Below are 20,803 nucleotides of genomic sequence, written 5' to 3' on the forward strand. Positions count from 1 at the left end.
TTTATCTTCTACCAGCCGTTTGAGCGGGGTAAAGTGAAACTTTCTTTTGCAAACGTTCTTCCTGTAAAAGGTTCCTTCTCACCAATTACAACCATACAAGTGACTTACTATTCTTATTGTGTTTCTTCCTCATGAGCCATTTCAGCGGAGCGAAGTAACCATTACATATTAGGAGGCTTGCTACATGAAAATCAACTTAAAGATTCAAAACATTATATTTATTTTGATTGGTTCCGCTATCTTCTCTTTTGGAATCGTTAATATTAATATTGAAAACCACTTGGCAGAAGGCGGATTTACAGGCATTACGCTATTATTATATTTTCTATTTTCACTCGATCCTTCTTATACAAACTTGATTTTAAACATCCCTCTCTTTTTCGTCGGCTGGAAATTACTTGGTCGAACAACTTTCCTATATACATTAATTGGAACTTTTAGCGTCTCCTTATTTCTATGGATTTTCCAGCGTTACGAATCACTAAATCTACATTTGAACTTACAAAATGATATGACATTAGCAGCGTTGTTCGCCGGAGCATTTATTGGAATTGGGCTCGGAATTATATTCAAGTATGGGGGGACAACTGGTGGTGTCGATATTATCGCACGATTAGCACATAAGTATATTGGCTGGAGTATGGGAAAAACAATGTTTATGTTTGATGCTGTTGTCATTGTCGTTTCAATTCTTACATACTTATCGTATCGCGAAGGCATGTATACGTTAGTTGCTGTCTTTATTGGCGCAAAAGTAATTGACTTTATGCAAGAGGGAGCATATGCAGCAAAAGGCGCAACCATTATTTCTGACAAAAATGACGAAATTGCAGCCAAAATTTTATCCGAAATGGAGCGCGGAGCTACTTTTTTAAAAGCAGTTGGTTCCTATACAAAGATTGAACGAAATGTGCTTTATTGTGTTGTAGCAAAAAATGAAATCGTAAAACTAAAAAACATTATTACTTCTGTAGATCCCCATGCATTTGTTGCAGTGAGTGATGTACATGATGTCGTTGGTGAAGGATTCACGTTAGATGAGAATAAGAATCCGTTGCATAATTAAAAAAGTATTAACTGCATAAAACTAGAAAAGCGATTGTACCTGATAACCTTTTCTAGTTTTTTACATAATTCCAGAAAGAGGCCTACTACATAAATCTATTTTGATTTTTCGACATATAATCGCTGCTCCGAAGAACAAAAAGTAACTTGCACTCGTTTTCTCTATCTATTTTAACTTATTAGCATGCATGAGACAGGAAGAGGATTTGACCGCTTCTATGCATGACCAGATGCTCTCTCTCGCCTAAAAAGAAAAGATTTATCCCGAATGTTGAGGGTTAATAATCAGCGGGGAATGGAGTCCCCACTGATTAAAGTTTCACTTTATATCGTTTTTTAATTTTGGTTTATATATATGTACTTCCTCAACTGTTCTAAATCCTCATGAATCAAATCCAACAAACTTCTATTGTAAAAAATAGAAGCCGGATGAAATGTTGGAAAAATATTATACACTTTCTCAGTCCATATAAAATCTGTACTTTGATTATTTTTCAATTTCCGCACCGATTGCTGTAATAATTGGCCGTGAACATCCGTAATTTTTTTATCATTTCCTGTCAAACGTTTTAATGCGATGTTTCCAAGAGTTACAATAACCGGTGTCTGAATCTGTTCCAGTTCATAATCTAGCAGAGGAGCATGCACAAGTATTTCTCCTTGGTTTGGTGTTCGGTTATATTTCTTCTGAACAACTTGTCCGCTCTGCTCTCTTTTCTCTCTCCATTTATAAGGCCGGCTACGGACAGCGCTCGTAATATATACTTCTTCTCTTGTAAGACCGATACGCTCTAAAAAACCCATCAACTGCTTCCCTGCTCTCCCACTAAACGGAATTCCATTATGAATTTCAGTTTCTCCAGGTGCTTCTCCAACAAGCATCAGTTTCGGTTTTTCGGGACCTTGTCCACATAAAAAACCCTCTAATGCATAGTTAGCACTACGCTCTTTCACATGCTTCACTAATGAATCTGGATATTGCATTTTCATCACCTTCACTCATAGTCACTTTACCTATACTTTTTATTATAACTTTCTCCCTAAAATTCATTACGCTCTCTTTCCTCATTTACAATCCTAAATAGATTCCAAAACAAAAAGACATATTATTTATTTCAAAAAGAGCACGGGTTCATATTTTTATAAGCAAAAAAGACTATCAGAATCGATAGTCTTTAGTCATCGCTACGCTGCATGCCTGTGTAAACTAATACAAGACGAAGCAATTCAAATACTGCTACGGCTGCAGCTGCAACATATGTTAAAGCCGCTGCATTCAATACTTTACGAGCTTGCCCATATTCATCTGTCGATACAATTCCAAGTGCTTCAATTTGCTGCATCGCGCGTTTTGAAGCATCAAACTCAACCGGTAATGTAACGAGTTGGAAAAGTACTCCCGCTGCCATTAAAACAATTCCTAATAACAACAATTTTGACATCGTTGCAAATATACCAATCATAATAAACACCCATGACATATTCGATCCGAAGTTTGCAACAGGCACTAATGAATGACGAACGCGCATAAATTTATAATCTTTCGCATCCTGAATCGCATGCCCTACTTCATGAGCTGCTACAGCTGTTCCAGCAACTGAATGACCATAATAGTTATCAGTTGACAAGCGAACCGTTTTTGCTGTTGGATCATAGTGATCTGACAAATGCCCTGGCGTTTCTTCTACAGCTACGTTATATAAGCCATTTTCATCTAAAATTTTCCGAGCTACTTCCGCTCCTGTCATACCCGATGTTGAATACACTTGTGAATACTTACTATAAGCACTGCGTACTTTTGACTGTGCATACAACGGTATGATCATAATGATCGCGAAATATACTAAATAAAAAGCCATCATGAACCTCCATTGAAGTCTTAATCGTAGTACTATCCATTCTATTTTCTTCTTTATATATTGTCAATAAAGAAACCTTACAATCCTTGTCTGTATTAGGAAACTTATCGATTTTTAGAATGTATCCCGCTAGTACGTTTTGCTTTCTCTCCCTTATATTTTCTCCAACCGACGTATGTTAATGTGAACAAAATGAGCCCACCTGTAATTGTCATAAACCATATGAGGGAAGAGTCCACTTCATCTTTCTTTGCTGTTTGAAATATTTTTTGTAAATCTCCTTTTATAATACTTAATTGCGTTTGCCCACTTTTATTTTTTAACATAACATTACGAAATTCATCTAAATACGATAAATGAGCATTTACACGCTGTGATTGACTTTCTGGCAATGCAATCATTAAACTTGGATAAATCACATCAAATTCATGTAAAAATGTATTTAACGATTGTTGGAAGCTTTCATCATCTTCTATTTGAAGTGCCTTTTCAACTTTAGCAAAAGCCCCCATAACACGACCTTCTCGTTCTACCCAAAGCGGTTGATACTTAGACACCTCCGCATCTACCACCAGTTGTAATGCCAATACATCATCTATTTTTATTTGCCGATCTACACTTTCTTCCCCAAGTGATTGCTGTGCCCTATCATATGCTAAAGAAATTACCCGAAAATGCATAGGTGCTAGTTTATTCTCTTTTTCATTCTCCCGTAATACAAATTGCTCTGAGAAATGCTGTAATACTTGCGTTGCTTTCTCATATTCTTCTTGTTTTACAAGTTGCAATGAATCATCTAATAGCCCCGTTAACTCATTCCATTTTTCAGCATATATACGTACTGGAAACAATATAATTAGAAATGCTATCATTCCAATTAAGACTCTCTTCATTCCGGTCCCCCCTATAACTACTAGTACAAAATATGTTAAGGTGGACAAGAATAGAACAGAACGAAGCTGAAAAATATTTTATCCCGCATTAACGGGCAGTAAGACCCCACCTCAAGGTTCAGAGAGAAACGCGGAAAATAGATAGGGAGTAACTGCCCATAAAAGCCCGATTCGTTCAACTAACCATCAGCGGGGGATGAAGACTCCCCACTAATTAAAGTTTCTCTTTATGAACTAAGATTGTTCGTGGAAGCTCTTCTCTTTTTTCGTAAATAGCGATATATAAAATAACAAACCGCACTACCACATAAAATGAATAACAAAATTGCACATGCTGCATGCATGAAAAATTGTTCTGGTAACATGAGAATAACAGGATCTTTTTCGCTATCAAATTGCCAATAATCATTGCTAAAAAGAAGTTTATGAAATAGAACAAAACTCTTTTCAAAATCAATTACAATTGGTAAAGTAAGCACAATCGGGAATATAATGGTCAAAATTGCACCATGTAATAAAAACTTCACCTTTCGTTTACGTAATAAATACCACCCGCCCAATAAAGCAATCCCAAGCACTATACACATTCCGTATTGAATGTTCACTAAAATATTTTTCACATCAACAAAATGAATTCTTCCGTTTGTTGACATATCCAATGTAGGAAATTGTAATGATCCATGATAAAAAGGAGAAAGGTATGTAATTAGTACATCATAGTTCTTCTTAATTTCTGACTCTGTCATATTCGCTAAATCTGGTATATTTAAAAAATGTATATCTGCATAGTATAGCCATTTTCCATATACAACAATTGTAGTTGCAATAGCAAAAATAGAAAATGCTATACAGTATGAGACAATAACAGTGATTAAGCGATCCAATACTCTTACACCAATCTTATTTTCATTCATTTACTTTCCCCAATTCTTCATTTAATTTTATAACGAAAACTGCTTTCGATTCTTGCTCAAACAATAATAATACGTAATAGCTAGTACAACTATACTTAACCAAAATGTAAAGTAACCAATCTGTTCTACAAACAAATGCATAATACCATATCTCGGCATTTGCCAAAACAAATAGTCGATTACATCATTATGTAATGTCCATATAGCCGCTACAATAAAATGCCACTTTTTTATACGGTAAAATGGGGCATACAATAAACCTTGTACTGCCATTGCAAAATGAGAAAACACCAACATATAACTTATAAATCCAAGATCGCCCTTAACCATAAACATAATTCCATTTACAACAACAGCCCAAATACCGTATTTCATTAAGGAAACGATTGCTAAAGTTTCTATTAGCCCCCAATTTTTATTGCGCAAAAAGGCCAGTAATACAAAAACAAAAAAGAAACTTGCAATAGGACTATCAGGTACAAATGGCCAGAATATCACTGAAGTTTCCATCAGTTGCTCTCCATACCAAATAAAACCATATATTGTTCCTAAAATGTTAATGATGAGCAAAAATAATAAAACTGAACGCTGTCTTAATAACGCATACAAATAAGCCAATCTATATGTACAACACCTTTCAAATATAGTCATTCTTTATTACATCAACATACAAATTAAAAAAAGAATATAAAACCTTTCTTTCTAGGTGGGAGAGAGAAAACGAATGCAGATCACCTTTTGTTCTTCGTAGCAGCCAATTATATGTTGAAAAATCAAAATGTATTTATATATTATAACAAACTTCTTCTTCCAAATAGAAAAGCTGACTACAAAATTGCAGTCAGCTCTCTCTTATTTTTTATTATATTTCGCAATGAACTCTGAAAGTTTTTTTAGTTCTTCATCCGTACCTTTAAATATCCCTTTAGGCATTGCACCTTTTCCATCTTTCGCAATCTTTGCAATTTCCTCTGGTTTTAACGTTAAGTTTTGCAACGCTGGTGCTGCTGCACCACCTTGTAAGTTATCACCATGACATGTTAAACATGTACTTTTTTCCATCAATTTATAACCTTCATCATTTTTATCAACCGGTGTCGTTTTTACGATTGCCCCTTGTTTTTTAGCGGCTTCCCAGTCATGATGTGCCACAGATTCCCATGTTAAAAAGATGATAGACGCAATTGCTAAAAGCATAAATCCAGTTGCGACTGGACGTTTCAATGGACGCCTTTCAGGACCTCGATCGAGAAATGGAGCCAATAACAATGCTCCAAATGCAATCCCAGGCATAATAAACGCACCGATTACAGTAAATGAGCCTGATGCATATGAGTACTTTAAAAGCTGATACAGAAATAAGAAATACCAGTCTGGAAGTGGTATATATCCTGCATCTGTAGGATCCGCCATTCTCTCAAGTGGTGACGGGTGTGCCACCGTTAAACATAAATAACCGATTAAAAAAACCGCACCAACCATCCATTCTTTTAATAAGAAGTTCGGCCAAAACGCTTCTGTTTTCCCTGGGTATTCAGAATAATCTTTCGGGATATTCGGTTTACGTGCTACAGGTACTCGTGAATCTCCCACAAACTTCATCCCTTTGCCGCGATGCATAATCTCCCTCCTTCAATTCAGTTTTTCTCCTATTCTTTCAAATTAGCAATCTCTTATAGCGGACCAGAAATACCTTGTTTGCGAATCATGATGAAGTGGAAGGCCATTAAGCCTAGAAGTGCTGCTGGTAAGAAGAAGACGTGAATAGCAAAGAAGCGAGTTAATGTTTGAGCTCCGACAATTTCGGAGTGACCAGCAAGTAATGTTTTAATATAAGGGCCGATAAGCGGCGTTTGTTCCGCGATTTGAATCCCTACTTTTGTTGCAAATAATGCTTTCATATCCCATGGTAATAAATATCCGGTAAAACCAAGACCTAGCATAACAAAGAAAATAAGAACACCAACAATCCAGTTTAATTCACGAGGTTTCTTATATGCACCTTGGAAGAAAACCCTAAGTGTATGTAAAAACATCATTACAATTACAAGACTAGCACCCCAATGATGCATGCCACGAACAATTTGTCCATACGCAACTTCATTTTGTAAATAATAAACCGATTCCCAAGCGTTTTTAATATCGGGTACATAATACATTGTTAAAAACATTCCTGACAAAATTTGAATGACAGTAACAAAAAACGTAAGTCCTCCAAAGCAGTAGACGAATGCAGAAAAATGATGCGCTGGGTTTACATGTTCGGGTACTTCATGGTCGGCAATATCTCTCCATATCGGTGTAATATCTAACCGTTCGTCCACCCAATCATAAATTTTATTTAACATCTATTTCGCACCCCCTCTTGGCTTTGCTTTTCCTAAATAAAGCGTTCCATCCTTCACTTTAGATTCGTACACATCAAGTGGAGCAAGCGGCGGAGTTCCCTTTACATTCGTACCATCTTTCGTATAACGTCCCGCATGACAAGGGCAAAAGAATTGATTTGGATGAGCCTTGTCCGAATTCCAGTTTACTGTACACCCTAAGTGCTTGCACACTGGAGATAAGGCTATAATGTCGCCGCTTTCATTTTTATATACCCACGCTGATTTTGGCTCTTCTGACTTATACCAACCGTCCACTTGCTTCACTTTAAAGTCAAAGCGTTTCGGTTCCTGTGTAACATCTTTTACTTGTGCAACAGCAACCATATCTCCCCCTGCTTCTTTCTTTAAAACTGGATCAAGTGCAAAGCGCGTCATTGGCATTAAAACTCCAGCTGCCATAAAACCTCCTACACCTGTAAGCGTGTAGTTTAAAAATTGTCTTCTCGACACACGATGTTCTTTCTCGCTCACGAAAATTTCCCCCCTCTATCAGAAATTGTCCCCTCGTGACAAAACAGTATAAAAAAATAAAAACTAGGACACTATCATGATATAATACCCACATGCGCAGGTCAATATCATACTACTCATAATCATAAGAACTATCTGCTTATTTTTCATTTTCCCACTTTTCTGTCAATGAAATCATTATATTTTTTACATGCGCATGAATCACTTCTCTTTTTGCTTGATCGCTAAATTCCTCTAACGATAAAGCGGGTAACCAAAATAAATGACCTGGTAACGTATCCACACCCTCTTTCCATGCGAAATCACTTGTAACATAAGCAATATGTTTCAACCCTTGCTTTTGCAAGTGGCTTGTCCAATCTTGCAAACGCCCTTGCTCCCCCTTTTGTTGTTCAGCTAAATAAGTAAACGGAGGTAGTAGAAACACCCTTCCTTTATATTCTCTTTCTAACTCCATACTTAAAGTTTCAATAAATTCCCCTTGTGCTACAATACTCTTCATTTCTTTTGCTACGGAAATAGAAAGAAGGGGTATAATACCAGTATCCACATACTCTCTAGCCTGTTCAAATTGCTCCGCATCTTTTACAACCCATTTCACCATAATTCCCTCCTTTACCTGGTATTCCATTCTAAATGACAGAACTTTCACTTTATATCTATTAAACCATACTAAAACAGGTAAAAAAAGAAAAACTACCTAATATAGGTAGTTTTTCTTTTAATAGTCGGAAATTTGTCAAAATTTAATAAAATTAATATTCCTTACAATCTTTTCAATTCCTCTGTTAACTTACAAAAAGCTTCCTTATCCTGATTGTCCAGCGCTTCATCAATTTGCTTTAACAGTCGATCCCTTCGAAATGAAAATACACTCTCTTCTAAAAATCGTTCTGCAAGTAAACGATCTTTTTCATTTACTTCAATATGCTTTGGTAAATACGGATTTTCTTCTAATACCGCTACATAATTTGCATTTTGAAACGATGATTTAAAATTAAGTTGAATATAAATATCCTCATCCCGATTTAAACGAATGTCATGAAACGATTTTTCTGCATCTGTCGTCATCACATTTTGTTTAAAGAAGTGAAACGGTGTATCTTTTACACAATTTGCTGACATCACTAAGCCACGAGGGCAATATTTTGCATGTTCTACGAAGTGGACTTTGTGCATTAATTGATCATGACTCATTAAATAATTTAAAATCCATACACATTCACGCTGTTTCAGTTGATAATTGTTTAAAAACCATTTTACAAAATCCTTCTTCTCGTTTACAGAAACAGGGGTATTCATAGCGCTTAGTCCCTCCTCTGTCTTTCTCTTTTCTTATTTAAATTCAAGAAGCAGCATTCACTTTCCTTCCAACTTATGAAAAATCCTCTAAATTATATAGCAATTCTTCGATGTGAATTTGTGTCGGGTCCAGTTGTAGTAAGCGTGTAAATACTTCTTTCGCTTCTTTTCGTAAACCTTCTTCTAATAGAAAATAACCGTACTCTTCCAAGAAATCTGGATGATTCTTAAAAGAAGTATATGCACTCTCATAGTGTTTTAATGCATCAGAATACATTTCTAATTGTTTTTTCGCAAATGCCAGATCCCAAAGCAATTGTGTATCTTGCTCTCCACTATCCATTGCATTTTCTACAACAGCAATTAGTTCTTCATATTTTTCTTGTTCTTTTAAGATATATGCATATTTTAATATCGCACCTAAATGTCCTGGATCAAGCTGTAATGCTTTTTGAAGCAACTCTTCCGCCTCTGCTAATTTTCCTATCTTCGCTGCAATGTTTGCAAGTTCTACATAAAGAGGCACAGATAACTCATCAATTTTAATTCCTTCATGAAGTGTTTCATAGCTTTCTTGAAGCATTCCCTCTTTTTCATAGCATTTAGCTAAATACATATATAATGATGCATATTCTGGGTCTAATTCTTTTAATTCTTGCCAAGCCCCAATTGATCTTTGATACTCTTCACCTTGATAAAGTGTAAATGCATAGCCAAATAAAGAATGAATATCTTTCTGTTCTTCTAACCCTTCTTCATAGTAAGTAATTGCTTCTTCCCAGTTTCCAATTGCACTTAACGTTTCAGCTAGGCGAAGGGCAATCACAACACCTCCCATTACTTTGTGATCAGAAAGTAGTGACTGATAATAGGCAATCGCTTTTCGCTCTTCCCCTTTACTGCTATAAAGTTCTGCTAGTCCAAAAGTAATAACAGGCTCTTCTGGCATCATTTCTTTTGCTTTTAATAATTTTTGTTCTGCAACATCATCGAAGCCCTGCATTTGAAATAGATCCGCAACAAGTAATAGAGATTGAACATACAGTTCATCATCTTCAGGAATATCATGGAGTACTTCGATTGCCTCATCTTCTTTATCTAAATCAATATATAATTCTGCTAAAAATATTGTAAATTCACTTTCTTCGGGATATAACAAACGTAAATCTTCTGTAATCTCTAGCGCTTCATCAATAAATCCAAGCGTATGGTAGTAACGAGCAATATCATATTTCTCTTCGTCTGTCCCTTGTTTTACCAATTCTTTTAATTGTTCTAATCCTTTTTCTGCTTCGCCGTTTTCAATGTAAGAAACAGCTTGTTCAAACTTTTGCATAAATGTCTCCTTTAACTCTTATAATATTCTCTTCTGTTCATTAATCATAAACAACAGTCGTCATGTAAGCAACTAAAAGGCTGAAGAAAAGAACCTTCCCAAACTGAAAAGATTCTTTTGCTTCACAGAGATTCTAACTGCTCAAAAAAATTCGGATAGGATACAGCGACTGCATCACCATTTTCAATTTGCACTTCCCCTTCGGCTATACAAGACGCAATTGCAAGCATCATGCCAATGCGATGGTCTCCATGACTATTAACAATACTCCCTTGCAACTTCTGATTTCCATTAATGATCATACCATCTGGAGTCGCTTCAATTTCCACTCCCAATTTTCGAAGCTCATCAACAACTGTATCGATACGATTCGTTTCTTTTACTTTTAACTCCTCTGCATCTTTAATAATTGTTGTTCCTATCGCCTGTGTTGCTAGTAAAGCAATAATAGGGATTTCATCAATTAATCTTGGAATCAGTGAACCGCCAATTTCAATTCCTTTCAGTTCAGAAGTTTCAATTGTAATATCTCCACATGGTTCAAACTCTTCATTCCGGACATTACGAATTGAAATAAGTGCTCCCATTTCTGATAACACATCTAAAATCCCTGTTCTCGTTGGGTTTAAACCAACATTTTCCAATATAAGTTTACTATTTGGTACAATTACACCCGCTACTAGAAAAAAGGCTGCTGAAGAAATATCTCCCGGTACCTCTATTCCCCTTCCCACAAGCGATTGACCACCTTTTAAAGAAACCGTTTGCCCTTCTTTATTCACTTCGCAACCAAATGCACGTAGCATTCGCTCAGTATGATCACGTGATTGTAGCGGTTCAGTTACTGCCGTTACTCCTTCTCCTTGCAAACCTGCAAGTAAAATAGCTGATTTTATTTGAGCACTTGCTATAGGAGAATGATAGTGTACACCTTTTATATTTCCTCCACGAATTGATAAAGGCGTATACTGTCCATCTTCCCTTCCATCAATTTTCACATTCATTTCACGCAGAGGGACTGTGACACGCTTCATTGGACGCTTTCCAATCGATGCATCGCCAATTACAGTACAATGAAAAGGAGTATTTGCTAAAATACCGAGCATGAGACGAATCGTGGTTCCTGAATTTCCTACATCTAGTACCTCTTTCGGTTCCTTTAATCCAGCTAACCCTTTTCCATATACAATGACATCGGTACCATCTTGTTCAATCATCACTCCTAATTTTTGAAAGCAAGCAATCGTACTTAAACAGTCTTCTCCTAATAAAAAATTTGATATTTTTGTTGTTCCTTCTGCTATCGCTCCAAACATCACGGCACGGTGTGAAATAGATTTATCTCCAGGCACAGCAATTCTTCCATTCAAACCATTTTTCCGCCTTATGAGTCTCCTCATTTTTTATCACCTCTATTAAAAATAATGTATACTTTCGTATCCCTATATCATCTATATATCCATTTTGATTTTCTAACATATAAGTCGCTGCTCTGAAGAACAAAAGATGATCTACGCTCGATTTCTCTCTTTATTTTCACTTAACATGGGGCAAGTAGAGGAGCTGACCGCTTCTCTACTTGGCCGATGATTTCTCCCACCTAAAGTTTAGGTTTTATGTCGTTTTTTCAATTTGTATGTATATATCTTTTATTGTACTGCTTTCTTTCTTCATCGTGCAAATATGTTTGACTTCTCCCACGGCTAAAGGCGATGGGTTTTCTCGTTCGAAACTTTTATAATCTAAAAGAAAACGACTCCTATAATAGGAGCCGCTGCTTTTCTCAAGAATACGTTTCTTCTTTCTTGTTCTGCTCTTTCACAAGTTCCGTAAGCAATTCAATAATCTCATCATTCTCTTCTTTTAAACCAACCGTAATACGAATACCATCCGGCAAGCCAAACGCAGCACCTGAACGAACAATATACCCTTTTCGCATTAATCTTTCAAATGCTTCATTACCAGGAATCCCAAGCTTTAAGAAGATGAAATTTGTTTGTGATGGATAATAAAAAACATCGTACTCCTCACAGAACGTATAATATTGATTTAACCCTTCGGCATTTTTCTTCACACACTCATGTAAAAACTCTTGATCTTCTATTGCAACTGACGCTACAACTTGTGCAACAGTCGACGTATTAAATGGTAGTCTCGCTACTTCTAATTGCTGTATGAGTTTTTCATTCCCTACAGCATAACCAATACGAAAAGCGGCTAAACCATATGATTTTGAAAATGTACGTAACACCATGAGATTTTCATACTCTTCAAGAAGTGGCAATGTTTGTGGATAATCTTTTGCCCCCGCATATTCATAATATGCTTCATCCATAATTACGAGTGTTGACTTTGGAACCGCCTCTAAAAATGAAAGTAATTTTTGCTTTTCTACATATGTTCCTGTTGGATTATTCGGATTACAAATCCATACGATTTGCGTTTTCTCATCAATTTTCTCAAGCATTGCATCCAAGTCATGAATACCATCCTTAAGCGGCACTTCACGAACCTCTGCTCCTTCAATCACAGCATGGTGATGGTATTGTGAAAATGTTGGATTTGCCATCACAACATTTGTACCTTTTTGTAATAAGGCGCGACTAATCATTTGAATTACTTCATCTAAACCACTACCAAATAAAAGTTGTTCTGGTTTCACATGAAGGTGCGCAGCTACTTTTTCACGAAGTTCAAAAGCTGCTCCATCTGGATATAAAGCATATTGCGTACTTAAGGAAGCTAAAGCTTCCTTTACACGTTTTGAACAGCCAAACGGGTTTTCATTAGATGCTAATTTTACAATTTTAGATAATCCATATTCTCTTTTTACTTCTTCAATGTTTTTGCCAGGTACATATGCTTTCAAAGTTAACAATTGCTCTTTTACTCTCATTTTGATTCCCCCTGTCATTTTACTAGATCAGGCCGCAGTACAATCGCCTTTTCTAAATATACATGCTCTACTTCATGATGTATTTTTTTCCATGACTGTCATCATTACACGAATACATTTATGTCAGCTGTCGTAGAAGTTAACACTGATACAATATCAGTGGGATAAATTCCATTATCATTTGCTATTCTTTTCACTAAACGCTCTGTCGCAGCAAATATCTCCTCAACTTCATTATGTTCGACTGTAATCGCGCCGCGAATTGCGCGAATCAAATGGATTCTCCCTCTCTTTGAAATGCTTCTAATGCAGTATGAACAGTCTTATCTGAAATAGATACGACATTTACTACCCCATATTCCTGCATAAGTACCATACGAATTATTCCTGCGTTCGCCTTTTTATCTTGCTTCATCACTTGTACAAGGCGTTCTATATTTAGATTCTTTGGCATATGCGGATAACCATACTGAGAAAACCAGCGCTTAATTTCTTTAAACCCGAGATCTATCTTATAAATTTGTTCACTTAAAAATATAGCGAATAACATACCAATCGCTACTCCGTCACCATGTGTAACTTTTCCATACCCCATCTCTTTTTCAAGAGCATGTCCTAATGTATGTCCAAAGTTCAAGTGAGCACGTACACCTTTTTCCGTTTCATCTTGCGCTACAATATTCGCTTTTACAGGAATCGCTCTCTTTAGAATATAGATTAACTTTTCATCTCTTATATCTTCTAATGTCTTCACTTCACGCTTTAACCAATGATATAATTCCACATTACCAATCAGAGCATGTTTAATTGCTTCAGCAAATCCTGAACGCCATTCTTTTTCCGGTAACGAATTTAAAAATGGTGTATGATACAGCACCGCTTCTGGCTGATGAAACGCTCCAATCATATTTTTTCCTAATGGATGATTAATGGCAACTTTCCCACCAACTGCGCTATCATGTGCCAGTAACGTTGTTGGAACTTGAATAAAGCGAATACCACGCATAAATGTCGCCGCAACAAAACCAGCTAAATCACCAATCATTCCTCCTCCAAGTGCAACAACTAAAGAATGTCGATCCATCCCGTTTTCAAGCGCTGATGTATGAGCCGCATAAAAATTTTCAAATGATTTTTCTTTCTCTCCACTTGGAACAACAAATGAAAAAACATGTTTTTCTACTTGCAACGCATCCATAACTTCTTTTAAATGAAATGATGCGACAGATTCATCAGAAATGATCATTACATTAGAAACAGCTGGTTTCATATTTCGAACAAGCATTGTCAAATGTGACAACGCATCTTTCCCTACATATACATCATACTCTTTAGACTGCGTCTGAATATGTATTTTCTCCATTAAAACTCCCTCGCATATTCATTATGTTTCTTAATATTTTCACGAATACAATCCATACGATCCGCTCCAAATTGTTCTACTAGAGCTACTGCCAATTCCCATGCAACAACTGCTTCTGCCACAACGCTAGCTGCCGGTACAGCACAACTATCAGAACGTTCAATGCTCGCTGAAAAAGCTTCTTTCGTATCAATATCAACGCTTTGAAGGGGTTTATACAGCGTTGGAATGGGTTTCATGACACCTCGAACGACAACCGGCATACCTGTTGTCATACCACCTTCTAATCCACCCGCATGATTTGTTCTTCTTGTATATCCATCTTCTTTATCCCAAAGAATTTCATCATGCACTTGACTCCCTGGCTTATGCGCTGCTTCAAATCCAATACCAATTTCCACACCTTTAAAAGCATTAATGCTCATTACTGCGGCTGCTAATTTCGCGTCAAGTTTTCGATCATAATGAACATAACTTCCTACCCCAACTGGCATTCCTTCTACAATTACTTCTACAATGCCACCAATAGAATCCCCACTTGTTTTTGCATCATCAATTGCCTGCATCATTTTTTTACCTGCCTCTTCATCTAAACAACGAACAGGAGATGCTTCTGTAATTTCTTGTAGTCGTTCTATTGAATCATATGTAAGCTTTTCTGCCTTCACACCACCAATTTCAATTACATGCCCTGCAACCTTTACACCTAACTCTGCTAAAAGTTTTTTCGCAACAGCGCCTGCTGCAACTCGAACCGTTGTCTCACGTGCTGAAGAACGCTCAAGTACATTTCTCATGTCACGGTGTCCGTATTTAATTGCACCATTTAAATCAGCATGACCAGGTCTCGGTCTTGTAATTTGTCTTTTCATCTCTTTTGCTTCTTGTTCAGTTAGCGGATCTACTCCCATAACCTTTGTCCAATGGGCAAAATCTTTATTTTCAACAACGAGCGCAATTGGAGAACCAAGCGTACGTCCATGTCTGACACCACTGACAATTTGCGCTTGATCTTTTTCAATTTGCATGCGTCTGCCACGCCCGTAACCTTTCTGTCTTCTTGCTAATTCTTCATTTACATCATCTGCTACTAAAGATAACCCTGCTGGAATACCTTCCAAAATTGTCGTAAGCTGCGGACCATGAGATTCACCAGCTGTAATATATCGCATCGGTTATTCCCCTTTTCTTATAATTATTTTATCTCGCATTAATGGGAGAGAAGAGGATCTGACCGCTTCTATGCATGAACGGATTCGATCCCCCTCCTAAAAAGAAAGGTTTTATATCATTTTTTTCAATTTATATACTTGTATAGAAGTTTCACTTTATGTATCAATATATCATACCGAGCCTTACTTCGTAACTATTTGAAACTAAAAAAGTGCAAGAAGAGTATTCACACTCTCCTTGCACTTTTCACTATTACCACAGTTATTAAAGCGTTTACAAATCATTTTAAAATAATTAGTAAATCCATTGATTCATTAATTTTGAGTAGTCTACTAATTCTTCTTCTTTAAAGAAAATACCAATCTCACGTTCTGCACTTTCTAGAGAATCAGAACCATGGATAATATTTTTCGCAACTGTTACACCAAAATCGCCACGAATTGTACCTGGTGCCGCTTCATGAGGTCTTGTGTTACCCATCATATTACGAGCAGTATTTACTACACCTTCACCTTGCCATACCATTGCAAAAACAGGACCAGATGTAATGAAATCTACTAATTCACCAAAGAAAGGTTTTTCTGTGTGCTCAGCGTAATGTTTTCCTGCAATTTCTGGAGTAACTTGCATTAATTTCGCACCAACTAATTGAAAGCCCTTTTTCTCAAAACGAGCTACAATTTCCCCAATGAAGGCACGTTGTACGCCGTCTGGTTTTACCATTAGAAATGTTTTTTCCATAAAAAATCTCTCCACTTCTGAATTATGTATGTAATTGTATATCCCCACACACATATTAACACCCTTATCACAATTGTGCAATAGTTTTGAAATAGAGAGATTATTTTATTTGTAAAAGAAAATCATTAAAATTTTCGTTTTCCAATATACTTTGCAACATTTTGCAACGCATATTTTGCCTGTCCACGTGGTAAAGGTTTTATTACCTCTAATGCTTTATGTAAATAACGTTCACTAAATGCAAATGCCTGATCGATTGCTGGACTTGTCTTAATGTCGTGAATAATTTCTTTCATCTCACTTGCAGTTGTATTTTCATGAACAGATACAATTTTTTCACGAAGCTTTGGATCTTTCATTGCATACAAAGCTGGTAGTGTGACGTTTCCTTGCAATAAATCTCCACCAGCAGGTTTTCCTAATTTTTCTTCTGTTGAAACGAAATCTAAAATATCATCAATAATTTGATAAGACATGCCAACAAAATAACCATACCAAAACAAACGATTTACAGTATCACGGCTTGCACCAGAAGCAATGGCTCCTAACTGACAACTAGCCGCAATCAACAATGCTGTTTTTCTTTTAATTCGTCGTAAATACGTTCTTAAATTTTGATTATAGTCATACTTATCCTTAATTTGTTCGATTTCACCTTTACATACTTCCAAAATTGTATACGACAATGCCTGGTGAGCTTCAGGAACTTCTAAATTCGTAATGCACTCAAGAGACTTTGCAAACAAATAATCTCCCGTATACATTGCGATACGATCTCCCCATTTTGCATTTACAGTTGCACTACTACGTCGCAGGAGTGCTGCATCAATTACATCATCATGCACAAGAGAAGCCATATGAATGAGCTCTAACGCAACGGCAACATGTTTAATTGCATCTAACTTGTAGTCTCCAAACTTCCCCGCAAGGAGCACAAAAACAGGACGAATTCGTTTACCACCAGCTTCAATAAGCTGTAGTGCCGCATCTTCTATTAGTCGTTGCTCAGAAGCAACAGTCTTTTTTAATTCCTTTTCTATTACATTAATATCCGATCGTAAAAAAGAGTACATAAGTTGTAACTTCATATTGTTCACCTTAACCTAAAAACGTCTTTTTCTATTTTGATTTTGGTTTAAATCCTAAGTGCATAGCTGCTACACCAAAGGTAAATGGTTTCACTTGCACATGCTCAAGCCCTGCCGATTCAAACATTTTTGCTAATTCTTTCATCCCAGGGAATGTGCTAGCAGACTCTTGAAGCCATGAATATTCCTTATAACTTTTCGCAAACATTTTTCCAAATAACGGCATGATGTATTTAAAATATAAAATATACATCTGGCGAAAACCAATCATCGTTGGTTGAGATGTTTCTAAACAAATCACTTTTCCACCTGGTTTGACTACACGCGCCATTTCTTTTAACACGTGCATATAATCTGGGACATTACGCAACCCAAAACCGATTGTTACATAATCGAATGTATTATCTTCAAATGAAAGTTCCATCGCATTCCCATGCATAAGTTCTACATGATTTAACCCTAAAGCTTTTACTTTTTCTTTCCCAACAGATAGCATATTTTCACTAAAGTCTAATCCATATACTTTTCCAGTTGTTCCAACAGCATCAGCAAGTGCAATTGTCCAATCAGCAGTTCCACAACACACATCTAACGCCTTACTTCCAGGCTGTACATCCATAATTCGCATCGTTTCTTTCCGCCATGCTTTATGCCTTTGAAAACTTATAACCGAATTCATTACATCGTATTTATCAGAAATTTTCTCAAATACATCATGTACTCTTTCTTCTTTTGATTGCTGCATGCTCTTACCCTTCTTCCAATATAAAATTGCTTATGTTTTCAATTTACCTTTTAAAGTAGAAACTACATCGCCCACTTCTTTATGACTTTGTAGAAATGTTTGTTCTTGTTTGTTCATTTCTTCCAACCACTCTTTAAAGACGGTTTCCACGTTTCTGTCATCATCATTTGATAGAGTTGCTTGAACCGCTTGAAAAACAGGTGCATTTTGTCCTTCAGCATGCAATTGATACTCTTTTTGAAGACGATTACTCCCTAATGCATACGCTATAAACGGCTTCCAATGTGATAATTGAAAATGATCACATGTTTTTTGCAGAAGTGCCGATTCAATTGTCATAACGCTTTCTATTACTTCATCAACTTTTGTATACGCCTTCTGATACAACATAATTTTATGTTCATTAATTTCTTTAATACCTTCAGCCAGTGCACGAATCAGTACAATATCACTATTCATTGAAAGTAAATAATAATACAAACCACTATAATAGTCACCTGCAAGGACTGTAAGCTGACGGCGCTTATGAAATCCGCTCGTTTCTTTATCTGCTTTGTTTGACACCTTTTCATGTGTATCAAGAGCAATTTGCACAAGCATAATCGTTACCACATAGTGATCAATTTGTTCTTTATGTAAATTTGCACTTTTTAAAGCAGCATATAAAAGTACTACTTTTTCTTCATCAATAAATGGTTCTTCAATATAGTTTATAAAATAAGGATGGCGCAGTTTTGCTAGCAACTGCTCCTTTATATCCGCATACCCTCTGTAGATGTCACACACAAAAAATCACCCTTGTTTTCTAATTCATAAAATCTATTATAACACATACACTCTATTTTCTATAACCAAAACTTGGGGAATCAAAACAAACTACAATTTAGATTTCTATTCATGCAATACGCATAAAAAACAAAAATTCACTCACCTATAAGTTTATGAACAGCCAGAAAAATATATGTAACTTTTTAAAGACTATATCTATCCCTTCATAAACACACATTAAAATGAAGCGTCCCTTTCTACCTACTCTTTATAAGAATTTAGATTTTGCAGACAATAATCTCCCGCCCAATTTCTTTTTTGAGTATAGGTATTACTACCTATAAAGTGAAACTTCCATCAGTGGGTTTTTCTTCATCCCCACTGATGGTTAGCCCGCACCAATCGGGCTTTTACGGGTAGTTATCCCCCACCTATCTTTCTCGTTTCTCTCTGAATCTTGAGGTAGGGGTCTTACTCCCCGTTAATGCGGGATAAATAGCCAGAATCACAAAGAAACTCTTATTAAAATGATATAAATAAAAAAGAAAAGCAGTTTCCCGCTTTCCTTTACTTTGCCTTAATAAAAGACAAGATTTCGCTACGTGCCGCTGCATCATTTTCTAGTACACCGCGCACTGCTGTAGTTACCGTTTTTGCACCAGGCTTTTTCACACCGCGCATCGTCATACACATATGCTCTGCTTCAACAACTACCATCACACCATGTGGTTCTAGTACTTCCATAATAGAATCAGCTACTGTTGAAGTAATACGTTCTTGAAGTTGTGGACGACGTGCAATTGTATCTACAGTACGAGCTAATTTACTTAAACCCGTTACTTTTCCACCACGTGGAATATACGCAACATGAGCAACTCCATAAAAAGGAACAAGGTGATGCTCACACATCGAATAAAACGGGATATCTTTCACTAATACAAGTTCTTCGTGATCTTCTCCAAACACTTTATGCAAATGTTCCTTCGGATCTTCGTGCATACCTGAAAATACTTCTGCATACATCTTTGCAACACGTTTTGGTGTATCTAGTACTCCCTCACGATTAGGATCATCCCCAATCGCTTCTAAAATGAGGCGCACCGCCTGTTCAATTTGTTCTAAGTTAACTTTTGCCATCCGCAAGCCCTCCCGAAAAACCTAAAAGTGATACGAAAACATTCTAGCATATTTATGATTTTAAAAGCAAAAAGAAGAGCTCCCAAAAAGGAAACTCTTCTTCCCTGTTAATATGTAAAGATTATTTAACCGCATCTTTTAACGCTTTACCAGGTTTGAATGCAGGTACTTTACTTGCAGCGATTTCAATTTCCTCACCAGTTTGTGGGTTACGTCCTTTACGAGCCGCACGCTCACGAACTTCGAAGTTACCGAATCCGATCAATTGTACTTTATCACCTTGTTTTAAAGCTTCTAAGATAGAATCAAAAACAGCGTCAACTGCTTTTGTTGCGTCCTTTTTAGAAAGGGAACTTGCTTCTGCAACAGCATTGATTAAATCTGTCTTGTTCATGCCATTCACCTCCTCCCAAAGATAAGACTGTATAATGATCATAAAATGAGTCTTACTTTCATTTGTAGGCAATTTTTACAAATTCTATACTACAAAGATGTAGATAAATCATTATCAACGCCTATATTATACGATTCTCCTGTATAATTCAATATTTTTAAAGAAATTGTTACTGCGAAAATGTGAAAAAACGATGAAACTTGACAATATGCTACAAAGTGTTAGATAATGTCTGTTTATTTGCTACCTGCTCCCCTATAAAGCGAAA

At 36.4% G+C, this 20,803-nt stretch carries 23 protein-coding genes; 1 reads left to right on the plus strand and 22 read right to left on the minus strand.

The genetic code is table 11. From position 1 onward, the window contains the following. The first annotated feature begins 184 nt into the window (after positions 1 to 184). Positions 185 to 1,066, plus strand: a complete 882-nt coding sequence (locus Y7E_RS0117135; RefSeq protein ID WP_017152499.1) for a YitT family protein — start codon at positions 185 to 187, stop codon at positions 1,064 to 1,066. Between the two features lie 335 nt (positions 1,067 to 1,401). Here the strand turns inward: Y7E_RS0117135 and Y7E_RS0117140 are convergent, their stop codons facing one another. From Y7E_RS0117140 to Y7E_RS0117245, 22 genes are all read right to left on the minus strand, one after another. Further along, positions 1,402 to 2,055: a uracil-DNA glycosylase gene (locus tag Y7E_RS0117140; protein WP_017152500.1), complete on the minus strand. Its 654-nt coding sequence runs from the start codon at positions 2,053 to 2,055 to the stop codon at positions 1,402 to 1,404. 185 nt (positions 2,056 to 2,240) lie between these two features. Beyond that, positions 2,241 to 2,924, minus strand: coding sequence for a zinc metallopeptidase (locus tag Y7E_RS0117145; protein WP_017152501.1), 684 nt, complete (start codon positions 2,922 to 2,924; stop codon positions 2,241 to 2,243). A gap of 104 nt (positions 2,925 to 3,028) precedes the next feature. Then, positions 3,029 to 3,817 (minus strand): sporulation protein YpjB, encoded by a 789-nt coding sequence (ypjB, locus tag Y7E_RS0117150; RefSeq protein WP_017152502.1) that lies wholly within the window; start codon positions 3,815 to 3,817, stop codon positions 3,029 to 3,031. A 227-nt stretch (positions 3,818 to 4,044) separates the two neighbouring features. Then, entirely contained in the window at positions 4,045 to 4,731 is a 687-nt protein-coding gene (gene lit / locus Y7E_RS0117155) for a lipoprotein intramolecular transacylase Lit (RefSeq protein WP_017152503.1), read from the minus strand. A 27-nt stretch (positions 4,732 to 4,758) separates the two neighbouring features. After that, the gene (gene lhaT / locus Y7E_RS0117160) at positions 4,759 to 5,349 is read right to left on the minus strand and encodes a lipoprotein heptaprenylglyceryl N-acetyltransferase LhaT (protein ID WP_017152504.1); all 591 of its coding nucleotides are present in this window, start codon (positions 5,347 to 5,349) and stop codon (positions 4,759 to 4,761) included. Between the two features lie 234 nt (positions 5,350 to 5,583). Further along, on the minus strand, positions 5,584 to 6,351 hold the full coding sequence (qcrC, locus tag Y7E_RS0117165) for a menaquinol-cytochrome c reductase cytochrome b/c subunit (RefSeq protein WP_017152505.1): 768 nt from the start codon (positions 6,349 to 6,351) through the stop codon (positions 5,584 to 5,586). A 53-nt stretch (positions 6,352 to 6,404) separates the two neighbouring features. Continuing rightward, positions 6,405 to 7,079, minus strand: coding sequence for a menaquinol-cytochrome c reductase cytochrome b subunit (qcrB, locus tag Y7E_RS0117170; RefSeq protein ID WP_000932700.1), 675 nt, complete (start codon positions 7,077 to 7,079; stop codon positions 6,405 to 6,407). Next, entirely contained in the window at positions 7,080 to 7,592 is a 513-nt protein-coding gene (locus Y7E_RS0117175) for a QcrA and Rieske domain-containing protein (RefSeq protein WP_017152506.1), read from the minus strand. It lies immediately after the preceding gene. 139 nt (positions 7,593 to 7,731) lie between these two features. Beyond that, complete coding sequence (locus tag Y7E_RS0117180) at positions 7,732 to 8,196, minus strand: YpiF family protein (protein WP_017152507.1); 465 nt, start codon at positions 8,194 to 8,196, stop codon at positions 7,732 to 7,734. A gap of 161 nt (positions 8,197 to 8,357) precedes the next feature. Then, on the minus strand, positions 8,358 to 8,894 hold the full coding sequence (locus Y7E_RS0117185; protein WP_017152508.1) for a ReoY family proteolytic degradation factor: 537 nt from the start codon (positions 8,892 to 8,894) through the stop codon (positions 8,358 to 8,360). A gap of 73 nt (positions 8,895 to 8,967) precedes the next feature. After that, positions 8,968 to 10,230: a tetratricopeptide repeat protein gene (locus tag Y7E_RS0117190; RefSeq protein ID WP_017152509.1), complete on the minus strand. Its 1,263-nt coding sequence runs from the start codon at positions 10,228 to 10,230 to the stop codon at positions 8,968 to 8,970. 122 nt (positions 10,231 to 10,352) lie between these two features. Further along, the gene (aroA, locus tag Y7E_RS0117195) at positions 10,353 to 11,630 is read right to left on the minus strand and encodes a 3-phosphoshikimate 1-carboxyvinyltransferase (RefSeq protein ID WP_034278680.1); all 1,278 of its coding nucleotides are present in this window, start codon (positions 11,628 to 11,630) and stop codon (positions 10,353 to 10,355) included. A gap of 383 nt (positions 11,631 to 12,013) precedes the next feature. Further along, a complete protein-coding gene (gene hisC / locus Y7E_RS0117200) occupies positions 12,014 to 13,126 on the minus strand; it encodes a histidinol-phosphate transaminase (protein WP_017152511.1) in 1,113 nt (370 codons plus the stop codon). Positions 13,127 to 13,230: 104 nt separating this feature from the next. Continuing rightward, positions 13,231 to 13,401 (minus strand): chorismate mutase, encoded by a 171-nt coding sequence (locus Y7E_RS30040; RefSeq protein ID WP_017152512.1) that lies wholly within the window; start codon positions 13,399 to 13,401, stop codon positions 13,231 to 13,233. Beyond that, the gene (gene aroB, locus Y7E_RS0117210) at positions 13,398 to 14,489 is read right to left on the minus strand and encodes a 3-dehydroquinate synthase (protein ID WP_017152513.1); all 1,092 of its coding nucleotides are present in this window, start codon (positions 14,487 to 14,489) and stop codon (positions 13,398 to 13,400) included. The genes Y7E_RS30040 and aroB overlap by 4 nt, the downstream gene beginning before the upstream one ends. After that, positions 14,489 to 15,661: a chorismate synthase gene (gene aroC / locus Y7E_RS0117215; protein ID WP_017152514.1), complete on the minus strand. Its 1,173-nt coding sequence runs from the start codon at positions 15,659 to 15,661 to the stop codon at positions 14,489 to 14,491. Before aroC ends, aroB begins: the two co-directional genes overlap by 1 nt. Positions 15,662 to 15,956: 295 nt before the next feature. Continuing rightward, entirely contained in the window at positions 15,957 to 16,403 is a 447-nt protein-coding gene (ndk, locus tag Y7E_RS0117220; RefSeq protein ID WP_017152515.1) for a nucleoside-diphosphate kinase, read from the minus strand. 125 nt (positions 16,404 to 16,528) lie between these two features. Continuing rightward, positions 16,529 to 17,491 carry a heptaprenyl diphosphate synthase component II gene (hepT, locus tag Y7E_RS0117225; RefSeq protein ID WP_017152516.1) on the minus strand — a complete coding sequence of 321 codons (963 nt, stop codon included), beginning with the start codon at positions 17,489 to 17,491 and terminating at the stop codon, positions 16,529 to 16,531. A 31-nt stretch (positions 17,492 to 17,522) separates the two neighbouring features. Further along, complete coding sequence (locus tag Y7E_RS0117230) at positions 17,523 to 18,236, minus strand: demethylmenaquinone methyltransferase (RefSeq protein ID WP_017152517.1); 714 nt, start codon at positions 18,234 to 18,236, stop codon at positions 17,523 to 17,525. 30 nt (positions 18,237 to 18,266) lie between these two features. Next, positions 18,267 to 19,022, minus strand: coding sequence for a heptaprenyl diphosphate synthase component 1 (locus Y7E_RS0117235; protein ID WP_017152518.1), 756 nt, complete (start codon positions 19,020 to 19,022; stop codon positions 18,267 to 18,269). Positions 19,023 to 19,571: 549 nt separating this feature from the next. Further along, a complete protein-coding gene (gene folE, locus Y7E_RS0117240; RefSeq protein ID WP_017152519.1) occupies positions 19,572 to 20,141 on the minus strand; it encodes a GTP cyclohydrolase I FolE in 570 nt (189 codons plus the stop codon). Between the two features lie 121 nt (positions 20,142 to 20,262). Beyond that, positions 20,263 to 20,535 (minus strand): HU family DNA-binding protein, encoded by a 273-nt coding sequence (locus tag Y7E_RS0117245; protein ID WP_001043860.1) that lies wholly within the window; start codon positions 20,533 to 20,535, stop codon positions 20,263 to 20,265. Positions 20,536 to 20,803: the final 268 nt, after the last annotated feature.

Origin of the sequence: Bacillus bingmayongensis (assembly GCF_000299035.1) — a bacterium.
Taxonomy (GTDB): Bacteria; Bacillota; Bacilli; order Bacillales; family Bacillaceae_G; genus Bacillus_A; species Bacillus_A bingmayongensis.